A 21,982-nucleotide genomic window follows, 5' to 3' on the forward strand; every position below is an offset into this window, starting at 1 on the left:
CTGCGGTCAGAAGTGGATGACGGTGCGGATCGACTTGCCCTCGTGCATCAGGTGGAAGGCTTCGTTGATCTCGTCCAGCGGCAGGGTGTGAGTGATGAACGGATCGAGGTCGATCTCGCCGTGCATCGCCTGCTCCACCATGCCCGGCAGCTGGGTGCGGCCCTTGACCCCGCCGAAGGCGCTGCCGCGCCAGACGCGGCCGGTGACCAGCTGGAACGGACGCGTGCTGATTTCCTGGCCGGCGCCGGCCACGCCGATGATGACGCTCTCGCCCCAGCCCTTGTGGCAGCACTCCAGCGCCGAGCGCATCACGTGCACGTTGCCGATGCACTCGAAACTGAAGTCCACGCCGCCGTCGGTCAGCTCGACGATGACTTCCTGGATCGGCTTGGTGTAGTCCTTGGGGTTGATGCAGTCGGTGGCGCCCATGCTGCGCGCCAGCTCGAACTTGCCCGGATTGGTGTCGATGGCCAGGATGCGCCCGGCCTTGGCCTGCACCGCGCCCTGGATCACCGCCAGGCCGATGCCGCCGAGGCCGAACACCGCGACGCTGTCGCCTTCCTTCACCTTGGCCGTGTTGTGCACCGCACCGATGCCGGTGGTGACGCCGCAGCCGAGCAGGCACACCTTCTCCAGCGGCGCCTCGGGATTGACCACGGCCAACGAGATCTCCGGCACCACCGTGTACTCGCTGAAGGTGCTGCAGCCCATGTAGTGGTAGATCGGCTGGCCGTTGTAGGAGAAGCGGGTGGTGCCGTCGGGCATCAGGCCCTTGCCCTGGGTGGCGCGCACCGCCTGGCACAGGTTGGTCTTGCCGGACAGGCAGAACTTGCACTTGCGGCATTCAGCCGTGTACAGCGGGATCACGTGGTCGCCGACCTTGACGCTGGTCACGCCCTCGCCCACCGCCTCGACGATGCCGCCACCCTCATGGCCGAGCACCGCCGGGAAAATGCCTTCCGGATCGTCGCCGGACAGCGTGAACGCGTCGGTATGGCACACGCCGGTATGGGTGATGCGCACCAGCACTTCGCCCTGGCGCGGCGGTTCGACATCGATCTCCACGATCTGCAGCGGTTTGCCTGCTTCGAAAGCGACGGCGGCTCGGGACTTCATGCGATTTCTCCTGGCTGACGGAATGGGCGTGGGGTAGGGATCATTTGAGGTAGGAGCGGACCAGCATCGCCATCTCGCGCACGCGCGCGGCGCGCTGCGCCTCGGAGGTGGCGGCATGGCCGAATTCCTCGCGGACGTGCGCCTGCATCACTTCCGACATCAGGCCGTTGACCGCGCCGCGGATGGCGGCGATTTGCTGCAGCACAGCAGCACAGTCCGTCCCCTCCTCCAGCGCGCGTTCCAACGCTTCGGTCTGGCCGCGCAGGCGGCGGATGCGGGCGAGGACGCGCTTCTTTTCGTGCGGGGCGTGCGGCATGTGGCGGGCGCTCGGGAACTATACTGGGGGATAGTATTCCTGCCTTCGAAAAAAGAAAACGCCCGCGCCGCTACGCCCCCCATCCTGGCCGGCCCGGCCGCGGCCGGACGCCCCCGCCGCACGGGTGCCGGCGCATGGCAACGCGTGTCGGCCAAGGACACGAAACCGCCATGTTCGCGCCGCCGCTGCTGCCTATGATGGCCACGCGTTCATGCGCGGGCCCCGGTGCCGGTGGCCACGTCCCTGCCCGCCCCCAGTTCCAGGCAGCCGCGGCCACGTCTAGACTGGGCGAATTCCCGTGTGGCCGCCCTTCAAGATCGTGGACATGAAATCCTTCATTCTGGTCGTCGACGACGATCCGGATCTGCGCCGACTCATCAGCGAGTTCCTGAGCGACCACGGCTATCAGGTGGACACCGCCGAGACCGTGGCGGAGATGCGCCTGCGGATGGCCGAGCGCCAGCCGGACCTGGTGATCCTGGATGTGATGATGCCCGGCGAGGACGGCCTCAGCGCCGCCCGCCAGCTCGCCAGCGAGCGCGGCGCGCCCGCGGTGATCATGCTCAGCGCGCTGGGCAGCGACACCGACCGCATCATCGGCCTGGAAGTGGGTGCCGACGACTACCTGGCCAAGCCGTGCAATCCGCGCGAGCTGCTGGCGCGGGTGCGCGCCCTGCTGCGGCGCAGCCAGGCGGCGACACTGCCGCCGGAAGCGCGCGGCAACGTCTACGAGTTCGCCGGCTGGCGGCTGGACGTGATCCGTCGCGACCTGCGCGATCCCACCGGCATCTTCATCAATCTCTCCGACGGCGAATTCGCGCTGCTGCGCACCTTCGTCGAGCACCCGCAGCGCGTGCTCAGCCGCGACCAGCTGCTCGACTACGCGCGCGGCCGCGACACCGAGGTCTACGACCGCGCCATCGACAGCCAGATCAGCCGCCTGCGCCGCAAGATCAACGAGCGCGTGCAGACCGAACTGATCCGCACCGTGCGCAACGAGGGCTACATGCTGCTGCCGAGCGTCGCCCGCCTGTGAGCGGACCCACGCGCGCCCGCCGCGGCGTGCCGATCTTCGCCCGCGCCTTCCTGCTGCTGGTGGTGGCGCTGCTCACCGCGCAGCTGATCGGCATCGCCCTGGTGCTGCGCACGCCGGTCTACGAGATGCCGGTGCACCCCCCGGAAGTGATCGCCCTGCTCAGTACGCGCATGCCGGCCGGCACCCAGACCCTCAAGGTGCAGGACACCGCCCATGCGCCGCTGCCAGCGCGCGACCAGGTGCGCGACCGCAACGTGGAACGGTTGATGGCGCACTGGCTGGAAGTCGCGCCGGACCAGGTGCGCTTCTACCGCAACAGCGACGGCCGCCTGGAACGCCTGCGCCTGCGCCTGGGCGAACGCCCGCCGCCGCCGCCGCATGCCATGGCCGCCGACGACGACGTCCCCGCACCCGCGGAGATGTCACCCCCAGCCACCGCGCAGCAACCGCCACCGCCGGAGCCGCCGCCCGCGCCGGGCGAGGCACCGCGCAATGGCGCCTTCGGCGCGACCATGCGCGCCGTGGGGTGGCGCGAACGCGGCTTCGCCCCGGCGGTACCGCTGCTGGACGGCTTCACCGCGGCCCTGCGCCAACCCGACGGACACTGGCGCAGCGTGATGTCGCCGCCACGCCGGTTCTCCAACGAATTCAAGACCCAGGTGGTGATGCTGTTCCTGGTCGGCATGCTGGCGATGCTGCCGCTGGCCTGGTGGTTCTCGCGCGCACTGTCGGCGCCGATCCGGCGCTTCGCCGAGGCCGCCGACCAGCTCGGCCGCAATCCCGACGCGCAGCCGCTGCGGCGCAGCGGCCCCAGCGAGATCGTGCAGGCGGCCGATTCGTTCAACGCGATGCAGGCACGCCTGAACCGGCTGATCAACGAGCGCACGCACATGGTCGCGGCGATCGCCCACGACCTGCGCACGCCGTTGGCGCGGCTGGCGTTCCGCCTGGAGACCCTGCAGCCGCCGCTGCGCGAGAAGACCATGGCCGACATCGACGAGATGAAGGCGATGATCTCCGCGGCGCTGGACTTCATCCACAACGACAGCCGCCGCGGCACCCGCTCTCCACTGGATTTCCGCCTGCTGGTGGAAAGCGTGGTCGACGACGCCAGCGACACCGGCGCCGACGTGGTGCTGCTGCTAGGCGACGCCATCACTCTCGACGGCGACCCGCTGTCGCTGCGGCGCATGGTGATGAACCTGGTGGAGAACGCGCTGAAATATGGCAAGCGCGCACGCCTGCAATTGCGTCACGAGGCCGGCGAATGCGTGCTGTGGATCGACGACGACGGCCCCGGCATCGATCCCGCACAGCGCGAGAAGCTGTTCCTGCCGTTCTTCCGCGGCGAGAACTCGCGCAACCGCGACACCGGCGGCATCGGCCTGGGCCTGTCGGTGGCGCACAGCATCGTGCTGGCGCATGGCGGCCAGATCGCCCTGGACAACCGCCCCGAAGGCGGCCTGCGGGTCAGCGTGCGGCTGCCGTGCCAGGCCGTCGGCGGCTGAGCCGGCCGCGCCGCCGTACCGCCGCACGTCGATCGACTCAGCGCTGGTTCGCCTCGACGACCACGGCCGTGCCGTAGCACAGCACCTCGGTCAGGCCGGCCATCAGCTCGGTGGCGTCGTAGCGCACCGCGACGATGGCATTGCCGCCCATCTGCCGCGCGTGCTGCAGCATGTCCCGGTAGGTCTCCAGGCGCGCCTGCTCGCACAGCTCGGTATAGATGGTGATGTTGCCGCCGAACAGCGTCTGCAGCCCGCCCAGGAAATTGCCGACGATGGAGCGCGAGCGCACGGTGATGCCGCGCACGATGCCCAGATTGCGCACGATCCGGTGGCCGGGAAGCTCCAGCGCGGTGGTCACCATCGCATCGTTCAGTGGCGAGACCGCCGCACGCGGCGGCGAGGAATTGTACGGATCGGTCATCGGTGTCCCCTGCTGGCGTGGTCCGTGGCTCCGCGGACCGCGGACCCGGCGCGCACGCACCGAGGCCGGCAGTGTTAGCACCGCATGAAGAACCACGCAATCGCCAGCACCAGGCCGCCACCCCATAGCAGCAGCATCGCCACGACGCCGGCCAGCACGACCGCCACCCGCCGCCATCGGCGCAGCCCGCGCGAGCGCCGCACCACATGCACGCACAGCCAGCCGCCCAGCACCACGCCGCTGGCGACCACGGCCCATCCAAGCAGATCGATGAGCGGATCCTTGGGACCGAACTCAGCCGGGCATTGGCTGGTCGCATGCGCGGATGCCATGCAGCCGAGCGACGCGGCCAGAACGCCGACCAGACCAACACAATGGCGCCGAGAACCGCTGCGCGTCGCAAGGCAGGTGGCAAGGCGAGTGCGAACGATGCGAAGTGCGCTCATTGCGAAGCGACTCGACGAGCGACAGCGCATCGCGCACGCCTGGTCGTGAAGTCTCTGGCCGAACGTAGAAGGCAACACCCTCATGCAGCGGACACCGCCATCACGGCACATGCTCGTAGCGCCCCGTGCGCCGCCAATCGGGCAACACATGTCGATACCAATAGAGCATTTTCGACCAGTTTGAAGTCTCTAACACCAGCAGTGCACCCCACGCGCCACTGCGTTCGCCCACATAGCGATCCTTCCAGTGCAGGATCGGAATGATGAACAGCCAGAGCAGGAGCGGCACCACCAGCAGCCCTCCGACAGCGACAACCACCTCGCGCTCCGCGCTCCAGCCAGCGACGATGAGCACGCTTCCCAGTCCAGCGGCGCCCGCGAATCGCTTGAGCCATCGCCATTTCGATTCGAACCAATCCGCACGCACCATGGAATCCTCCTTCCCTGCCTGAAGCACCGTTGACTGCAACACCCGAAAAACTGCAGATCAACGCGTCGGTGGCGCGTCGCTGCCGCCCATCGTCGGCAATGAACGTCGAAACTCGGCAGCGACAGGCCGTGAAAGCAAGCGCGCGATGATCCAGCCATGCAGGGCGACGAAAGCCGCAGCAAAGACCACGCCGATCGCCGACATGGCCCAAAGCATCGGCTGCATGTCCGGCGCGCCGTGCATCTGTGCAACAGCGAGCTGCTTCTGCATGAAAGCGATCATCTGCACCTGCACGACCGCGCCGCCCAGGTTCCATGCGATCACCAGCAACATGGCCGCGATGAAACACCACCGCGCCCAACTCAGCCGTCGCAGAAGCCCGATAGAACTCGCCAGGGTCCACACTGAAAACAGCGCAGTTCCAAGAAACAACCAACGAAAGTTGGAAAAAATTAAGGCCATCGTGGGCGGCATCCCTGGCGGAAGCCTCCGTGCCATGTCGGCGAACTCCACGTGATCGAACACGGCGAACAGAACGAAGATCTGCATGAGGCCGGCCACCGTACCGAAACCGGAGAGTGCGATGAAGATCCAGGCCAGGATGGTGACAAAGCTGGATCGCGGCGGCGCTTGGTGCATGACGTCCCCCTGAAGACGAATGCTGCATTGTCGCCTGCCTCGTGGCTACCGTCATCACCATTCAGGCGTGTCAATGGAAGACGCGAGGCCGCAAACCAGGCCAGCCGATGCAAAGCGCTATCGACGTTGCGCCATCCGCATGCGCCGGAGCAGCAGGAGCCGTTTGCCCGACCGCACCGATATCAAGAAGGTGGCAAGCATTCCCAATGCAATGAACAACACCGCGCCTGCAGCTGGTCCAAGCGCGAGCAGAATGCCGCAATAGACGAAAAGAGACACAAAGCCGAAGAAGCCTGCGGCATTCTTGTAGAAGTGCCAAGACGTGATCGCGGCACTTTCCGGATTGCGAGACACCAAACGCTCTGCACCTTCCCCAATTGGTGCGACCTCCCAAGAAGAAGCCTGCTGAGCGACGTCCATACGTCGAGAGTCCTTGAAATGCCCGCACAACTCCAGCATGCGGTGGTGCTGCGCTTCATTGATGCCATTTCGCTGATCCACGGCAAGCACATGGTCTGCGGATGATGGAAAGACAAACGTGGGACGGCTCGCCGGATCCTGGAACTCGATCGAAACAGGCAGCCCCGCGGTAGCGTTCATCCCGGGAATGGTATTGGCGAGCGTTCCCGAAAACACCCTGCCTTGCACCGACGCGTCATTGAAGCTGTTCACATAGAAGTCGTGATCCTGCTTCGACACCTCGGCCCAAAGCCCCCAGGCAAATGCGTCTTCCCGATACAAAAACGGAATTTCCAGGACGCCCCGAATAAAGAATCTCCGCTCGTCCAGCGTGCACAGATCGGCGTTGGAACGGACACGGCGGTAGGCGTCCAGATAGGACAGCGCGAAGACCTCATCCGGCAATCCAAAGCCCCTATCCGTCGGCAATCCCTGATGCACCTCCCCACAGCTCGTGCACACAACGTCATGTCCCGCCATAGCTCCCCCCAGGGACCGTTCGAAAAACTTCAGTTCCCAGTATCCGCCCTGCAAGGATGCATTGGAATGCACCGATCTCCAGCCCTCCTGTCGACGGTGCGCCAGGCCACTGAGCAGTCCAAAGTCACCCGCTTCACGCCAACCAACGCTAGACGAAGACGCTACGAAAAAAAAGGCTTCCCGCCGCCATCCGTTCCGGCAACGACGCCGCAAGCGGCACGCGCTCTGCCTCGGCCAGGGCGCCCAGATCGCAGAGAAAGACGGGATACGCCGGTCCGGTCAACGCAACCGGCACGCCCTGGCCACCGCTGTCGTCGCCGATCAGCACATGGCCCGGCAGGCAGCGCGCGACCTCGAAGGTCGCATGGCGTTCGGCCAGGTCAGTGGCGGCGTACAGCAGCACTCCATCGGCGCGTGGCTGCCCGGCCTGGGACGTGACCAGAGCGCGGATGGACGGCAGCAAGGTCTAGCGCGAAGGCCATAACCGTCGCCACCATGGCGGCGTTTGCGGCGCTATGCCGGCCGCATGTCGCTGCGCCACAGCCTCGGCATGACGCGCCAGCAACAGCGGCAGTGCGGTCGCCCGCCAGAACACCAGGCTGACGTATCCCGAGGACATGCCGCCATGGCTGAGGCGCGGCACGAAGACCGACTCGACGGATGCGTCGTCCAGCGCCGTGCCGACCAGGCGCGCGAAGGTGTCGGTGAGCAGCGCCTCGCACTGCACGGACGTCGCCGGCAGCGGCACGCCGGCCAGGGTCGACGCCATCTCTTCCCACAGATACGGATCGCCACGGCCGCCCCATCTGCTCGGCTCGCCCTGGAACAGGCCCGCCATGTCACCGATCGCGGTCATCGTCCTGCGGGCGTGCGGCGCGGCGCTCAGTACGCGAACTCGCGGAACACGTGGTCGATGTCGCCCTGCCAGGCGCCGTGGTACAGCGCCAGCTTGCGCTCGGCCGCGGTCTCGCCGCCATGCAGGATTTCCACCAGCGGTTCGAGGAAGCGCGATTCGTCCTGGCCGTCGCGGTTCAGGCGCGCGCGCCTGCGCAGGCCGGACAGGGCGATCTTCACCGCCTCGGCAGCCAGGTTCTGCACGGTGCCGTTGCGGAACGGCAGCTTCAGCGCCTGCTTCGGCACACCGTCGCGCAGCGCGTGGCGTTCGACCAGACTGAAATCCTTGACCAGGTCCCAGGCAGCGTCCAGTGCGGCATCGTCGTACAGCAGGCCGACCCAGAACGCCGACAGCGCGCACAACCGGCCCCACGGACCGGCATCGGCACCGCGCATTTCCAGGTACTTCTTCAGGCGCACTTCCGGGAACGCGGTGGTCATGTGGTCGGACCAGTCGCGCAGCGTCGGCAGCGCACCGGGCAAGGCCGGCAGCTTGCCCTGCATGAAATCGCGGAAGCTCTGCCCGCTGGCGTCGACGTAGGTGCCGTCGCGGTAGGAGAAGTACATCGGCACGTCGAGCAGATAATCGACGTAGCGTTCGTAGCCGAAGCCGTCCTCGAACACGAAGTCGAGCATGCCGGTGCGGTCGGCGTCGGTGTCGGTCCAGATATGCGAGCGGTAGCTGAGGTAGCCCTTGGGCTTGCCCTCGGCGAACGGCGAGTCGGCGAACAGCGCGGTGGCGATCGGCTGCAGCGCCAGCGACACGCGGAACTTCCTGATCATGTCCGCTTCGCTGGCGTAATCCAGGTTGACCTGCACCGTGCAGGTGCGCGTCATCATGTCCAGGCCGAGCGAACCGACCTTGGGCATGTAGTGCTTCATGATCTGGTAGCGGCCCTTGGGCATCCACGGCATCTCGTCGCGGCGCCACTTCGGCTGGAAGCCCATGCCCAGGAAACCCAGGCCCAGTTCGTCGGCGACCTGCTTGACCTCGTTGAGGTGGCTGCCCACTTCGACGCAGGTGTCGTGGATGGTCGGCAGCGGCGCGCCGGACAGTTCCAGCTGACCGGCCGGCTCCAGCGTCACCGAGGCGCCATCGCGCAGCAGGGCGATGGTGTGCCCGGCTTCGCGCACCGGCTCCCAGCCGAAGCGGGTCAGGCCCAGCAGCAGCGCCTCGATGCCGCGCTCGCCGTCGAAGGTCGGCGGCCGCAGGTCGTCCAGCCGGAAGCCGAACTTCTCGTGCTCGGTGCCGATGCGCCACTGCGCTTCGGGTTTTTCTCCGGAGGCAAGCACCTCGACCAGTTCGGCGCGGTCGGTGATCGGCGTCTCGGCAACGTGGCTGGGGCTCGACAAGGGCAGGACTCGCACGGCGGGTGAGGCGATGTGGGGACCATCCCCTGCCATCGCAAGGCCCGCACTATAGCGTGCCGGGGGCGGGGCCCGCGTCGCTACCGGCGGCACTGCAGCATTCCATGGCCGCGCCGCTGACGGCGTCGAGAGTGAGACGCAGCAAACGATCGCGGCGCCGGCTCGGCTAGGCTGCGGTCTCCTTCCCGCTCCGCCGCAGGCAGCGCCATGCGCCCGACCCACTCCGAACGCCATCGCAGCGACCGCGCCGGCTGGCTGCGCGCGGCCGTGCTCGGCGCCAACGACGGCATCCTGTCCGTGGCCGGCCTGGTGGTCGGCGTCGCAAGCAGCGGCGCGTCGGCGGCCACGGTACTGACCACCGGCATCGCCGGCCTGGTCGCCGGCGCGATGTCGATGGCCGCCGGCGAATACGTGTCGGTGCAATCGCAGGCCGACACCGAGCGCGCCGACCTGGCGCTGGAACGCCGCGAACTGCACGAGGATCCGCAGAGCGAACTGGACGAACTCACCGCGATCTATCGCCAGCGCGGGCTCGACCCCGGCCTGGCCCGCCAGGTCGCCGAGCAGTTGACCGCGCACGATGCGCTGGGCGCGCACGCGCGCGACGAACTCGGCATCACCGAGAGCCTGCGTGCGCGTCCGCTGCAGGCGGCGGCCGCATCGGCGGCCGCGTTCTGCACCGGCGCGGCGCTGCCGATCGTGGCCGCCTGGCTGGCGCCGGACGGCCGGCAATTGTGGGTGACCGGCGCGGCGACCCTGATCGGCCTGTCGCTGACCGGCGCGCTGGCCGCGCGTGCCGGCGGCGCCTCGGGCCTGCGCGGCGCGGTGCGGGTGGTGTTCTGGGGCGCGGCGGCGATGCTCGCCAGCGGTGCGATCGGGCATGTGTTCGGTGTGCATGTCTGAGCGGGCGCGCACCGCGCTGCGCTAGCATCACTGCCATGGCCGACACCACTTCCCCCGACGCCTTGCTGCTGGCGCGCCTGGCCAGCCTGGCCGACTGCACGCAGGCCGAGGGCTACGCCTGCATCACCGCGCGCCGCGAGCACGGCGCGCGCTCCGTGGAGATCCCGCAACCGCACCTGGCGATCCTGCTGCAGGGACGCAAGCAGGTGCGCACCGCGACACAGACCCTGGACTTCGTGCCGGGCGACCTGTTCCTGGTGACGCGGCGCTGCCGCATCGATGTGGTCAACATCCCGGATCCGCACAGCGGCCTGTACCTGAGCGTGCTGGTGCCGCTGTGCGAGGAAGCGCTGAGCGCCGCGCGCGTGCTGTGGAACGAACCGCTGCCTGCCGCCGGCGCGGAGCTCGCACGCCTGCGCGCCGAGGAGTTCGGCAGCACCCTGCTGCAATGGCGGCAGGCGCTGCAGGACGGCCGCTACACCGAGGCGCGGCTGGCGCTGGCGACCCTGGTGCTGGCGCTGTGCCGGCGCGGCCACGGCGGCCTGCTACTGCCGCCGGCGCCGAGCGTGGCCGCGCAGGTGCGCGACCTGATCGCCGCGCAGCCGCAACGCGACTGGCGTTCGCGCGACATCGAGGAGCGTCTGGGCCTCAGCGGCGCAACCCTGCGCCGGCACCTGGCCGGCGAACGCACGTCGTTGCGCGAACTGCTCACCGATGCGCGCCTGGCGCACGCGATGCAACTGCTGTACACCACGCGCTGGCCGTTGAAGACGGTCGCCGCGCACGCCGGTTACCGCTCGGTGCGCAGTTTCAGCCAACGCTTCCAGCAGCGCTATGGCCTGGATCCTGCCAGCATCGGCAACTGAGCCAAGCCGGCATTGAGCGCCGCGCGCAGCGGAATGAGCGAATCGCGCAGCGGCGCCGGCGCAGCATGTCATTACCGCGGCGCACGCCGCTCTGCCAGGAAATCCCATGTCCGTGTTCCCGTTGCGCGCGCTGTGCGCGCTGGCCCTGAGCGCCAGCGCGGCGCTGACGCTGCCGTCCTCCGCCCACGCCGCCGCGCCGGCCAGCGCCCAGACGCAGGTGCCCGGCGTCTATCGCCAGGCGATCGGCCGGTTGCGCGTCACCGCCCTGTTCGACGGCACCGTGGCGCTATCGCGCGCGGAGCTGGCGAACATTCCGCCGGAGGCGATCGCACGTCTGCTCGACCACCGCTATGTGCCGGAGAACGACAAGGGCCTGCAGACCGCGGTCAACGCCTATCTGATCCAGGACGGCACGCACCTGACCCTGGTCGACACCGGCACCGCGACCTGTTTCGGCCCCGGGCTCGGCCAGGTGCTGGCCAACCTGCGCGCGGCCGGCTACGCGCCCGAACAGGTCGACGACGTGCTGCTCACCCACGCCCATCCCGATCACCTGTGCGGCCTGCTGGACGCACAGGGCCAGCTCGCCTATCCCAAGGCGACGGTGTGGCTGAGCGCCGCCGACGCGGCGTACTGGCTGGACCCGGCCAGCGAGGCCGGGGCGCCGCAGGCACTGCGCTTCGCCTTCCCGCTGGCGCGTGCGGCGGTGGCGCCATACCAGGCTGCGCAGCGGCTGCGCCGTTTCCGCCCCGGCGACGCGCTGCCCGGCGGCGCGGTGGCGCTGGATACCCACGGCCACACGCCCGGGCACGTGTCGTACCGCTTCGACGGTGGTGCGGGGCAGCAACTGCTGGTGTGGGGCGACCTGGTGCACTACCACGCGGTGCAGTTCGCGCAGCCGCAGGCGTCGTTCGAGTCCGACAGCGACCGCGCCGCGGCGATCGCCGCGCGCAAGCGCATGCTGGCGCAGGCCGCGGACCAAGGCTGGTGGGTGGCCGGCGCGCACCTGCCATTCCCGGGACTGGGCCACGTGCGGCGCGAGGGTGAGGCATTCGCCTGGGTGCCGACCGAGTTCTCGCCGTTGCCGGCCGCGCCTTGAGGCTGGTTTTCTAACGTTGGAGCGAAGAACGGCCGCAAGCCCCTCTCCCACCGGGAGAGGGGTTGGGGTGAGGGTCCGGCGCGAAGCGTCTCGCGGAGTTTGGCTGCCAGCACCGCCGCGCTCACTCCGCGGCAGTCGGCTCCGTCTCCAGCCCCAGCCAGCGGCCGACGATGCCGCGTGCTTCGTCCACGCCCTGGCGGGTCTCGCCGGAGAAGGTCTGCACGCTGACCGTATCGCCGAACGCACTGGTCAGCTCCTTGCGCACCTGCTGCAGCACCTGCGCCTGCTGGCCGCGACCAAGCTTGTCGGCCTTGGTCAGCAGCGCGTGCGCGGGCAGCCCGCGCTGGGCGGCGTAGCCCAGCATCTGCCGGTCGTAGTCCTTCAGCGGATGACGGATGTCCATCACCACCACCAGCCCGCGCAGGGCTTCGCGGGTACGGAAATAAGTGTCGATGAACTTCTGCCAGTGCGCCTGCAGTTCCTGCGGCACCTTGGCGTAGCCGTAACCGGGCAGGTCCACCAGGTAGCGCTCGGGCTGGACCTGGAAGAACACCAGCTGCTGGGTGCGGCCGGGCGTCTTGGACACGCGGGCCAGGGCGTTCTGCCGGGTCAGCGCGTTCAGCGCGCTGGACTTGCCGGCGTTGGAGCGGCCGGCGAACGCCACTTCCCAGCCGCCGTCGTCAGGCAACTGGCGGGCATTGTGGGCGGACAACAGATAGTGGGCACGTTCGAGGATCAGCGACATCCCCCTAGGATCGCACGTCCAGGGCCCCGGGCGGGCTTCGTTGACCGCCGGGCCGCGGCATGCCGATAATCGCGCGAGTGCGGTCGCCGTCCGGCAGCCGCGGGGTCGGGTCATACGGAGCTTCAGCAATGCGCCACGCTCGCGTTCTTGCCTTTGCCGGTCTAGCGGTTTCCGTCGCCGCCGCGGTCGCGTTCGCGCAGACCTCGGTGGTTCCCATTCCCGACCACGCGCCGGTGCGCACCACGCCGCTGGAGGGCGACATCGGCAAGGCCGCCTGGGGCGACCCCAAGGCCGGCCAGGCCAAGGCCGCGGCCTGCGCCGCCTGCCACGGCGCGGACGGCAACCCCGCGATCGCCATGTATCCGCGCATCGCCGGCCAGGTGGAGCGCTACAGCGCGCGGCAGATGGCGCTGATCGCCCACGGCGAGCGCACCAGCGGCGCGGTCGCGGCGATGGTGCCGTTCGTGCAGCCGCTGAGCGCGCAGGACATGCGCGACATCGGCGCCTACTTCGCCACGCAGAAGGCCGGCGCCGGCATCGCCGACGACGCGGTGATCGCCGACGGTCCCTACGCGGGCATGAAGTTCTACGAGGTCGGCCAGCAGCTGTATCGCGGCGGCGACGCGACCCGCGGCATTCCCGCGTGCATGGCCTGCCACGGCCCGGCCGGCGCCGGCAACCCGGGTCCGGCCTATCCGCATCTGGGCGGCCAGCACGCCGATTACGTGGCGCGGCGCCTGCAGGAGTACCAGGCCGGCACCACCCAGGAGCGCGATCCGACGATGTTCAAGATCATGGCGCAGGTGGCCAAGCCGCTGACCGACCAGGAGATCAAGGCGCTGGGCAGCTACCTGCAGGGCCTGCACGACCGCGCCGACGACGCGGCCGCCGCGCAGGCGGCCCCGGCCGCGGCGACGCCACAGCAGCCGGCGCCACCGCAACAATCCTGACCGAGCGCCGCCGCGGCGGCGCCGGCCCGTTTCCCCTTCGCGCCGGTCCCGACGACCGGCGTTCGTTTTTGCCATTGGAGATCGCATGAACCGTCTGCCCCGCCTGCTGTTGTGCCTGCTCGCCCTGCTGCCGTTGAGCGCCTGCGCGCAACCCAAGTCCGCCACCGCGGTGGAAGGGGAGGACTACACGCTGATCGCCAATCCCAAGCCGTTCGCGCCGCTGGCCGGCAAGATCGAGGTGGTGGAAGTGTTCGGCTATACCTGCCCGCATTGCGCGCACTTCGAGCCGCTGCTGGAAGAATGGGCCGGCAAGCAGGCCAAGGACGTGCGCCTGACCCTGGTGCCGGCGGCATTCGGCGGCTACTGGGACAACTTCGCCAGCGCCTTCTATGCCGCGCAGCAGTTGGGCGTGCAGAGCCGCAGCCACCGCGCCATGTTCGAGGCCATCCACGACAAGCGCAGCGTGCCGGTGCAGAACGTGGCGCCGGAGGAACTGGCCACGTTCTACGCCGGCTTCGGGGTCAAGCCGCAGGCCTTCATCGCCGCCTACCAGAGCCCGCAGGTCGCCGCGCAGGTGAAGGCCGCGCGCGATTTCGCCGTGCGCGCCGACATCTCCGGCACCCCGGCGCTGATCGTCAACGGCAAGTACCTGGTCAAGGGCAAGAACTTCGAGGACATGCTGCGCATCGCCGACGCGTTGATCGCCCGCGAGCGCGCGGGCAAGTAATCGGCGTACGGCGCTTCATCCGCGCCATGGCATCATGACGGGGTGGCCGGACCGCGCTTGCGGTGCGTCCGGCATTTGTCCCCCATCCTGCTGGAGATGTCGCCGATGAAGACCCGCTTCGCCCTGACCCTGATGGCCCTGCTGCCGATCCTGGTGGCATGCAAGGCCCAGGACGGCACTGCCGACGCCGTCGCCCCTGCCTCCGGCACCGCTGCCGCCCCGGCTGCCGCGCCCGCCGCCGGCAACGATGCCGCCGCTGCGCCTGCCGAGACGCCGGCCGCGCCCGCGGCCACCACCGCCGATGCCGCTGCACAGCCTGCCGCCACGGAAGCCGACAACGCCGCCGCCAAGCCGGTCGCCGCCAAGACCCCGAACGGCCCCGAGCCGGTCGCCGGCACCGACTACGTCGACATCGCGGGCGGCCAGCCGTTCCAGCCGACCAACGGCAAGATCGAGGTGGCCGAGATTTTCGGCTACGTCTGCCCGGCCTGCGCGCGCTTCCAGCCGCTGATCGGCCCGTGGAAGGCCGGCCTGCCGTCGGACGTGCGCTTCGTCTATGTGCCGGCGATGTTCGGCGGTACCTGGGACGACTACGCCCGCGCGTTCTACGCCGCCGAGGCGCTGGGCGTGCAGGAGAAGACCCACGAGGCGCTGTACAAGGCGATCCATGTCGACGAGACCCTGAAGGGCGAGCGCGGCCGCGACTCGGTGCAGGACATCGCCAACTTCTATGCCAAGTACGGCGTGGACCCGAAGCAGTTCGCCGACACCATGGGCAGCTTCGCGGTGGCCACCAAGACCAACCGCGCCAAGCAGTTCGCCACCCGCAGCGGCATCACCGGCACGCCGTCGCTGATCATCAACGGCAAGTACCTGGTCAAGGGCAAGAGCTACGACGACATGCTGCGCGTGGCCGATCACCTGATCGCGCGCGAACGCGCGGCGATGGCCAAGTAAGCGCCGACCGCCGGGCCGCACCGCCGTGACCGCTCCCGCCACCCGCACCCTGCGCGTGCTGACCGCCAACATCCAGGCCGGTTCCAGCACGCGCCGCTACAGCGACTACGTGACCCGCAGCTGGTCGCACGCGCTGCCGGCCGGGCGCAAGCGCAGCAGCCTGGACGCGATCGCGCAGTTGGCCAGCGACCACGACATCGTCGGCCTGCAGGAAGCAGACCCCGGCAGCCTGCGCTCGGGCTTCACCAACCAGACCCACTACCTGGCCGAGCGCGCCGGCTTCAACTACTGGAGCCACCAGCCGAACCGCCGCGTGGGCGGCGTGGCCTCCAGCGCCAACGGCCTGCTCAGCCGGCTGGAGCCGGTGGAAGTGCAGGACCACGCCCTGCCCGGCCGGCTCGGCGGGCGCGGCGTGTTGCTGGCCAAGTTCGGCAACGGCGCCGAAGGCCTGGCGGTGGCGGTGGCGCATCTGTCGCTGGGCGCCAATTCGCGCGCGGCGCAGCTGGCCTTCATCGCCGAGTTGCTGTCCGATCATCCCAACGTGGTGTTGATGGGCGACTTCAACTGCGTCGCCGACCGCCCGGAAATGCAGTTCCTGTACCAGCGCACCCGGCTGCAACCGCCGGGCTGCGTGGTGCCGACCTTCCCGAGCTGGCGCCCGCAGCGCGCCATCGACCACATCCTGGTCAGCGACGGCCTGCGCTGCAACGAACAGCGTGCGGTGCCCGCCGCCTTCTCCGACCACCTCGCCGTGGCCACCGAGATCGAAGTGCCGCAGCACTTGTTGCGCTGAGGCACAGCGCCACACCAGCATCTCATGTGGGAGGGGCTTCAGCCCCGACGCGACGCGCCCGACGTGCTCGGCAGACCTGCGCTTCGCGACTTCACGAGCGAGACGCAAACGGCTTCAGCCGCGACGCATTTGCGAAAGCGCATCGCGAGAATGGCGCCTCCAACATGCTGCCACCACAGTCAAACCGCATCAAGGCTTGGCCTATCGCATCGGCAACACCCTGCGAGAGCGCACACGCGCTCCCGCAAGGTGCCATCGCGCAGGCCGGGACTAGAACTTCAGATCCGCCCGCACATACAGGTAGCGCCCACCGGGGATGCCATAGGTGGAGGCGTCGTAGCCGTTGAGCGAGCACGACAGGCAGATCGGCGGATCCTTGTCGAAGACGTTGTTGACGCCGCCGCTGAGGGTCAGGCCCTTGAGCCAGTCGAAGCGGTAGCCGACCTGCAGGTCGTGGTAGGTGATCGCGTCCAGCGTGTTGGTGCCGGCCACCGGGTTGCTGCACACCGGGAACGCGACCGCGTCGCCGCACTGTTCGGTCAGCTCGGAGATGTGCCGCAGCGTCCACGACGCATTCCAGCGGCCGCGCGACCAGTCCAGGCTCAGGTTGCTGGTCCACTCGGGGATCGAGCTGTCCACCACTTCCACGCCCGGGCGCTGCGGCTGCACCTGGCCGGCGGCGCCGGTGGCGACGTAACGGGTGACGAAGGTGTTCTGCCAGCCGATCTTGAAGCGGCCCGCCGCGGTCTCCGGCGAGTTCCAGAACAGGTCCACGTCCCAGCCGTCGGTCTTGATCGAGCCGAGGTTGGTCAGGCGGTTGTTGAAGCCGTTGATGCCGCCGGTGGAGGCGCGGGTGATGCCGTCGCAGTAGGTCGGCGACAGCGTGTCCACGCACAGGTCGAGCTGGGTCTGCGCGTTGATCGCCTGGATCGCGCCGTCGATGTCGTGGCGGTAGAAGGTCACCTCCACGTCGAAGCGGTCCGACCACGGCACGTTGCTGGCGAACCACGGGCTCCAGACGAAGCCCGCGCTGAAGCTGCGCGCCTTCTCCGGCTCCAGCGCGCGGTTGCCGCCGGTGGTCACCGAGATCTGCGAGTTGGCCTGCTGGTAGCCGGCCGGCACGCCGAGCGTGGCGCAGTTGCTGGCGCTGCCGCGCGGCGCGGTGCCGCCCAGGCCGATCGAGCACGGGTCGGACAGGGTCAGGTCGGCGCGCGCGGCCGAGCCGTACAGTTCGCCGATGCTGGGCGCACGGAAGCCTTCGGCATAGCTGGCGCGCAGCACGAAGTCCGGCGCCACCTGCCAGCGCAGGCCGTACTTCGGGGTGAACTTGCCGCCGAAGGTGGAGTAGTCGGAGTAGCGCCCGGCCAGGCTCAGGTCCAGTTTGTCGCCCAGCGGCGAGTCGGCGAAGATCGGCACGCTCAGTTCGAGGTAGGCCTCCTTGACGTCGTAGCTGCCCTGCGTCGGCAACGACGGCACGCCGTTGTAGTGGCCGATCACGGTCAGCGGATCCGGGCGGTAGAAGCCCTCGTACTTGCGGTACTCCACGCCGGTGGCGAAGGACACCGCGCCGGCCGGCAGCCGGAACAGGTCGCTGCTGAGGTTGGCGGTGAACTGGGTCAGCTCGTTCTGGCTGCGGTCGTGCACCACCGGCTGGATCCAGCGCAGCATGTCCGGGGTGATGCTGCCGGCGCCGCCGAAGATGTTCAGCGGCACGCAGCCGGCCACCGCCGCACACGCCGCCGGATCGCCCAGCGCCAGGTTGATGTTGTAGATGTTGTAGCTGCCGTAGTTGGTCTGCTCGGCCTTGTTCTTGCTGTAGGCGCCGTTGACGTCCCAGAACCAGGTGCGGTCGGCGCCCTCGAAACTGCCGATGAAGCCGGTGCCGACGTACTGGGTGTCCACGCGCTGCTCGAACACGCGCGCACCGCCTTCCACCGGGCGGCGCCCGATCATGATCAGGTTGCTGCCCGAATCCAGCGCGAAGCCGAACGGGTTGTACGGGTTGGCGGCGGAAATGACGATGTTGTCGGCCAGCGGATTGCCGGTGCCGGCATCGGGGCCGAGGAAGATCGGTTCCGGCGCGGCCTGGTTGGTCGATTCGCGGCGATTGCCGAGCAGCTTCAGGTACCACTGCACGTCGTCGTTGAAGAAGAAGCGGAACTGGCCGAACACGCCCTTGCGCTCGGACGGGGTCAGCAGCAGGTTGGACGCGGCGAAGTTGTAGCGGTCGGCGGTGGTGAAGCAGTGGTAGTCGTCGCTGCGGGTGCAGCCGCCGGTGCCGTCGTAACGCGGCGCGCGCGCGCCGCTGTTCGGAGTGAGGTTCTGCTCGGCACCGGTGTTGGGATCGACGAAGATGAAACGCCCGTCCGGGGTGGCCGAGCTGCCGAAGCTCAGACCGGTGCCGGGAATCGGATACAGCGACTGTGCGCGGTCGCGCGCGTAGATCGGATCCTGCTTGGTGTAGCTGGCGCCGAGGAACAGGCTGGTGCGTTCGGTGCTGTGGCCCCAGGCCAGGTCCACGCCCTTGCTGGCGCCATCGCCCTTGTCGTACTCGCCGTAGTTCAGGGTGACCTGGCCGCCCTCGAAGTTGCGCCGGGTGATGATGTTGACCACGCCGGCGATGGCATCGGAGCCGTACAGCGAGGACGCGCCGTCTTCCAGCACCTCGACGCGCTCGACGATGGCCAGCGGAATGGTGTTGAGGTCGGTGGCCGCGCCCACGCCCGAGGCGGAGGACTCGTTGACCCAGCGCATGCCGTCGACCAGCACCAGCACGCGCTTGGCGCCCAGATGGCGCAGATCCACCTGCGCCGAACCGGCACCGACGCCGCTGCCGTCCGGCGGGAAGCCGAAATTGCCGGAGGAATTGAACTTCGCATTCAAGGCCGAGCCGGAGGCGGTGAGTTCCTGCAGCACATCCCCGATGGAGGTCAGGCCGGTGCGTTCGATGTCGGCGCGGCTCAGGGTCTGCACCGGCACCTGACCCTCGACTTCGGCACGGCGGATGCGGGTGCCGGTGACCTGCACGCTGTCCAGGGTGGTGGCCGTACCGGGCGCGGCCGGAGGCGTCTGTTGCTGGGCACCGGCGATGGCGGGGACGCCGCCGAGCAGGGCCAGGGATACCGCGAAGACCAAAGGATGGCGGTGCAGGAAATTCATCCGTCTCTCTCTCCAGAAAGGATGTGGGTCGGCCGCTGCGACCCCCTGCACCGCGACGGCGTGGAATTCTTTGTAAACAAATCGTAAACGCCGTGCAAGCGTCCGGCAGGCAAAGCGCGGGCCATCGCGATGACTGGTCGATCTGGTAGACATGGGATGCGCAAGACATCGTCAAGCCGCGCAATGCTCAAGCCCCTCTCCCCTCGGGAGAGGGGTTGGGGTGAGGGTGCGGCGCGCGAAGCGCCCGCGCGATCTGGCGATCAGAGGCTTCGCCCGTACCCTCATCCGCCCCTGCGGGGCACCTTCCCCCGAAAAGGGGGCCCTGGTCCCGATGGGAGAAGGGAGAAGCCGAGCCCCTCTCCCACCGGGAGAGGGGTTGGGGTGAGGGTACGGCGCGAAGCGTCCCGCAGGGTTCGAGCGCACGAAGCTGCACCGCGCTCACCCGTCCGTGCCGGGGCACCGAACGGCCCGGCGCGCGATGCCGATCTGCAAACGCTGCAGGGCACGGCACCGACACGACGTGCCATGGCTCCGCCTGTCGCCACGATGACCTCGATACACCCAGCGCACTCGCCGGCCCACCTGGCCGACGCGGCTCCCCATCGCCGCAGCCACGCCGGCCAAAGCGACGACAGCGTCCACCATCGCCAGTTGAAACGGCGATTCATCCGCGTTCGGTATAGTCCCGCGCATGATCCTGCGCACGTCTCTCCTGCTGTTCGCCGCCGCGTTGTGCGGCCCTGTTTCCGCCCTCGCCCAGTCCCTGGATGCCCAGCGCCCGGCGATCCGCTCGGCGATCGACGATGCCGAGCAGGGCCGGTTCGATCCGGTCCGCGCGGCCGCGTTCAAGCAGCATCCGCTGTACGGCTGGCTGGAGTACGCCAACCTGCGCCGCAACATCGACAAGGTGTCCGATGCGCAGGCGCAGGACTTCCTCAAGCGCTACGCCGGGCAGCCGGTGGCCGAGAGCTTCCGTGCGCTGTGGCTGCCGGCGCTGGCGCGGCGCGAGGACTGGCCGGCGCTGCTGGCGAACTGGAAACCTACCGAGAATCTCGGCCTGCGCTGCGCCCAGCTCAACGCGCGCCAGGCCACCGGCCGCGCCGACGCGCAGTGGGTGGACGAAGCGCAGGCGCTGTGGCGCAACGCTGGCAAGTCGCTGCCCGACGCCTGCGATCCGGTGTTCGCGGTGCTGCAGGCGCGCGGCGGCATGACCGATGCGCTGCGCTGGGCACGCGTGGAAGCGGCCGCGGACGCACAGCAGCCGGCGGTGATGCGCGCCGCCGCACGCGGCCTGCCCGCCGCCGACCTGGCGTTGGCCAACGACTACGCCGCGTTCCTGGACGCGGTGCATATGCGCGCACTGACCTGGCCCAAGACCGAGCGCAGCCGCAAGGTGGCGGTGGATGGGCTGGCGAAGCTGGCCAAGACCGATCCGGATGCCGCCGAACGGCAACTGCCGCAGTTCGCCCAGGCACTGCAGTTCAGCGAGGCGCAGCGCGGCACGGTGCTGTACCAGATCGCGCTGTGGACGGTGGCCTCGTACGGCCCCGATTCGGCGCGCCGGCTCAACGCGGTGCCCGAGTCCGCGTACGACGAACGCCTGCACGAGTGGCGCGCGCGCGAGGCGATGGCGCGCGGCGACTGGCCGGCGGCACTGGCCGCGATCCGCAAGATGCCGCCGGCGCAGCGCAGCGATTCGCGCTGGCAGTACTTCGAGGCGCGGCTGGCGGAGAAGACCGGCAACGCCAGCGAGGCGCAGCGGCTGTACCGTGCGGCCGCCAACTCCGCCACCTTCCACGGCTTCCTCGCCGCCGACCGGCTCAAGCAGCCGTACGCGCTGTGCCCGTGGGAACCGAACGACAGCGCGCAGGCGCAAGCGGCGGTGGCGCGCGATCCGGCGCTGGTGCGCGCGCTGGAGCTGTTCAAGATCGACCGCGCCGGCTGGGCCGTGGCCGAGTGGAACGATGCGCTGAGCCGTTTCGACGACACCCAGCGGCGCCTGGCGGTGGAAGTGGCCAGCAACAACGGCTGGTTCGACCGCGCGGTGTTCGGGCTCGGCAAGCGCCCGGAGGAGCAGCGGCTGTACACGCTGCGCTTCCCGCTGCATCACGCCGAGACCATCCGCCGCGAAGCCGGCAGGAACGCGATCGACCCGGCCTGGGTCGCCGCCGAGATCCGCGCCGAGAGCGTGTTCAACCCCAACGCGCGCTCGCCGGCCAATGCGATGGGCCTGATGCAGGTGGTGCCGGCCACCGGCGCCAGCGTCGCCCGCACGCTCGGCCTGGCCGGCTACGGCGGCGCCGCCAGCCTGTACGACCCGGACACCAACATCGCCATCGGCACCGCCTACCTGCGCCAGTTGCTCAACACCTACGGCCTGCCCTACCTGACCATTGCCGCCTACAACGCCGGCCCCGGCCCGGCCGCGCGCTGGCAGAGCCAGCGTCCGGGCCACGATGCCGATTTCTGGATCGAGACCGTCAGCTACAAGGAAACCCGCGAGTACGTGGCGCGCATCCTGGCGTTCAGCGTGATCTACGACTGGCGCCTCAACGGCGACGCCCTGCCGGTCACCGAGCGCATGCTCGGCAAGCTGGATGCGCCGCGGAAGAAGTTTGTGTGTGAGGCGGGGAGTCGGGATTAGGGAGTCGGGATTGGTAAAAGCGCACG

21 protein-coding genes and 2 pseudogenes are annotated in these 21,982 nt (G+C 69.1%); 11 read left to right on the plus strand and 12 right to left on the minus strand.

All coding sequences use genetic code 11. From position 1 onward, the window contains the following. Nucleotides 1-6: 6 nt before the first annotated feature. Nucleotides 7-1,116, minus strand: a complete 1,110-nt coding sequence (locus tag PIQ37_RS07145; RefSeq protein WP_017908004.1) for an S-(hydroxymethyl)glutathione dehydrogenase/class III alcohol dehydrogenase — start codon at nt 1,114-1,116, stop codon at nt 7-9. A 40-nt stretch (nt 1,117-1,156) separates the two neighbouring features. Beyond that, nucleotides 1,157-1,432, minus strand: coding sequence for a metal/formaldehyde-sensitive transcriptional repressor (locus PIQ37_RS07150; RefSeq protein WP_342072923.1), 276 nt, complete (start codon nt 1,430-1,432; stop codon nt 1,157-1,159). A 325-nt stretch (nt 1,433-1,757) separates the two neighbouring features. Here PIQ37_RS07150 and PIQ37_RS07155 point away from each other — a divergent pair, with 325 nt between their 5' ends. The 3 genes and pseudogenes from PIQ37_RS07155 to PIQ37_RS20655 all read left to right on the plus strand — a co-directional run. Continuing rightward, on the plus strand, nt 1,758-2,468 hold the full coding sequence (locus tag PIQ37_RS07155; RefSeq protein ID WP_153750682.1) for a response regulator: 711 nt from the start codon (nt 1,758-1,760) through the stop codon (nt 2,466-2,468). Beyond that, nucleotides 2,465-2,792 (plus strand): annotated as a pseudogene (locus tag PIQ37_RS20650) (two-component sensor histidine kinase); the annotation flags it as partial. The gene PIQ37_RS07155 and the pseudogene PIQ37_RS20650, both read left to right, overlap by 4 nt. 224 nt (nt 2,793-3,016) lie before the next feature. Beyond that, nucleotides 3,017-3,976 (plus strand): annotated as a pseudogene (locus PIQ37_RS20655) (ATP-binding protein); the annotation flags it as partial. A 37-nt stretch (nt 3,977-4,013) separates the two neighbouring features. Here PIQ37_RS20655 and PIQ37_RS07165 read toward each other — a convergent pair. From PIQ37_RS07165 to PIQ37_RS07200, 8 genes are all read right to left on the minus strand, one after another. Then, nucleotides 4,014-4,397 carry a YbjQ family protein gene (locus tag PIQ37_RS07165; RefSeq protein ID WP_342072925.1) on the minus strand — a complete coding sequence of 128 codons (384 nt, stop codon included), beginning with the start codon at nt 4,395-4,397 and terminating at the stop codon, nt 4,014-4,016. A 74-nt stretch (nt 4,398-4,471) separates the two neighbouring features. Continuing rightward, nucleotides 4,472-4,843 (minus strand): hypothetical protein, encoded by a 372-nt coding sequence (locus PIQ37_RS07170; RefSeq protein ID WP_342072926.1) that lies wholly within the window; start codon nt 4,841-4,843, stop codon nt 4,472-4,474. A gap of 100 nt (nt 4,844-4,943) precedes the next feature. Further along, nucleotides 4,944-5,273 carry a hypothetical protein gene (locus tag PIQ37_RS07175; RefSeq protein ID WP_342072927.1) on the minus strand — a complete coding sequence of 110 codons (330 nt, stop codon included), beginning with the start codon at nt 5,271-5,273 and terminating at the stop codon, nt 4,944-4,946. 57 nt (nt 5,274-5,330) lie between these two features. Then, on the minus strand, nt 5,331-5,912 hold the full coding sequence (locus PIQ37_RS07180) for a hypothetical protein (protein ID WP_342072928.1): 582 nt from the start codon (nt 5,910-5,912) through the stop codon (nt 5,331-5,333). A gap of 117 nt (nt 5,913-6,029) precedes the next feature. Continuing rightward, entirely contained in the window at nt 6,030-6,851 is an 822-nt protein-coding gene (locus tag PIQ37_RS07185; RefSeq protein WP_342072973.1) for a DUF2199 domain-containing protein, read from the minus strand. Between the two features lie 148 nt (nt 6,852-6,999). Then, the gene (locus PIQ37_RS07190) at nt 7,000-7,314 is read right to left on the minus strand and encodes a hypothetical protein (RefSeq protein ID WP_342072929.1); all 315 of its coding nucleotides are present in this window, start codon (nt 7,312-7,314) and stop codon (nt 7,000-7,002) included. A 3-nt stretch (nt 7,315-7,317) separates the two neighbouring features. Next, nucleotides 7,318-7,707 (minus strand): hypothetical protein, encoded by a 390-nt coding sequence (locus PIQ37_RS07195; protein WP_342072930.1) that lies wholly within the window; start codon nt 7,705-7,707, stop codon nt 7,318-7,320. Between the two features lie 26 nt (nt 7,708-7,733). Then, the gene (locus tag PIQ37_RS07200; RefSeq protein ID WP_342072931.1) at nt 7,734-9,098 is read right to left on the minus strand and encodes a glutamate--cysteine ligase; all 1,365 of its coding nucleotides are present in this window, start codon (nt 9,096-9,098) and stop codon (nt 7,734-7,736) included. A gap of 222 nt (nt 9,099-9,320) precedes the next feature. Here PIQ37_RS07200 and PIQ37_RS07205 point away from each other — a divergent pair, with 222 nt between their 5' ends. From PIQ37_RS07205 to PIQ37_RS07215, 3 genes are all read left to right on the plus strand, one after another. Further along, nucleotides 9,321-10,016: a VIT1/CCC1 transporter family protein gene (locus PIQ37_RS07205; RefSeq protein ID WP_342072932.1), complete on the plus strand. Its 696-nt coding sequence runs from the start codon at nt 9,321-9,323 to the stop codon at nt 10,014-10,016. A 35-nt stretch (nt 10,017-10,051) separates the two neighbouring features. After that, the gene (locus tag PIQ37_RS07210; RefSeq protein ID WP_342072933.1) at nt 10,052-10,882 is read left to right on the plus strand and encodes a helix-turn-helix transcriptional regulator; all 831 of its coding nucleotides are present in this window, start codon (nt 10,052-10,054) and stop codon (nt 10,880-10,882) included. A gap of 106 nt (nt 10,883-10,988) precedes the next feature. Then, entirely contained in the window at nt 10,989-11,981 is a 993-nt protein-coding gene (locus PIQ37_RS07215; RefSeq protein ID WP_342072934.1) for an MBL fold metallo-hydrolase, read from the plus strand. Between the two features lie 121 nt (nt 11,982-12,102). Here the strand turns inward: PIQ37_RS07215 and yihA are convergent, their stop codons facing one another. Then, nucleotides 12,103-12,726, minus strand: coding sequence for a ribosome biogenesis GTP-binding protein YihA/YsxC (yihA, locus tag PIQ37_RS07220; RefSeq protein ID WP_342072935.1), 624 nt, complete (start codon nt 12,724-12,726; stop codon nt 12,103-12,105). A gap of 128 nt (nt 12,727-12,854) precedes the next feature. On the opposite strand from yihA, the gene PIQ37_RS07225 reads away from it, so the two are divergent. The 4 genes from PIQ37_RS07225 to PIQ37_RS07240 all read left to right on the plus strand — a co-directional run bounded on the left by PIQ37_RS07225 (nt 12,855) and on the right by PIQ37_RS07240 (nt 16,153). After that, nucleotides 12,855-13,676, plus strand: coding sequence for a c-type cytochrome (locus tag PIQ37_RS07225; protein WP_342072936.1), 822 nt, complete (start codon nt 12,855-12,857; stop codon nt 13,674-13,676). Nucleotides 13,677-13,761: 85 nt separating this feature from the next. Next, entirely contained in the window at nt 13,762-14,403 is a 642-nt protein-coding gene (locus PIQ37_RS07230) for a thiol:disulfide interchange protein DsbA/DsbL (RefSeq protein ID WP_017910536.1), read from the plus strand. A gap of 105 nt (nt 14,404-14,508) precedes the next feature. Beyond that, nucleotides 14,509-15,360, plus strand: a complete 852-nt coding sequence (locus PIQ37_RS07235) for a thiol:disulfide interchange protein DsbA/DsbL (protein WP_267086332.1) — start codon at nt 14,509-14,511, stop codon at nt 15,358-15,360. Between the two features lie 25 nt (nt 15,361-15,385). Beyond that, nucleotides 15,386-16,153, plus strand: coding sequence for an endonuclease/exonuclease/phosphatase family protein (locus tag PIQ37_RS07240; protein WP_160961706.1), 768 nt, complete (start codon nt 15,386-15,388; stop codon nt 16,151-16,153). Nucleotides 16,154-16,423: 270 nt separating this feature from the next. Here PIQ37_RS07240 and PIQ37_RS07245 read toward each other — a convergent pair whose 3' ends face one another. Further along, nucleotides 16,424-19,312, minus strand: coding sequence for a TonB-dependent receptor (locus tag PIQ37_RS07245; RefSeq protein WP_342072937.1), 2,889 nt, complete (start codon nt 19,310-19,312; stop codon nt 16,424-16,426). A gap of 691 nt (nt 19,313-20,003) precedes the next feature. Here PIQ37_RS07245 and PIQ37_RS07250 point away from each other — a divergent pair. Next, entirely contained in the window at nt 20,004-21,956 is a 1,953-nt protein-coding gene (locus PIQ37_RS07250) for a transglycosylase SLT domain-containing protein (protein ID WP_342072938.1), read from the plus strand. Nucleotides 21,957-21,982: the final 26 nt, after the last annotated feature.

Origin of the sequence: Xanthomonas protegens (genome assembly GCF_038442435.1) — a bacterium.
Lineage (GTDB): Bacteria > Pseudomonadota > Gammaproteobacteria > Xanthomonadales > Xanthomonadaceae > Xanthomonas_A > Xanthomonas_A sontii.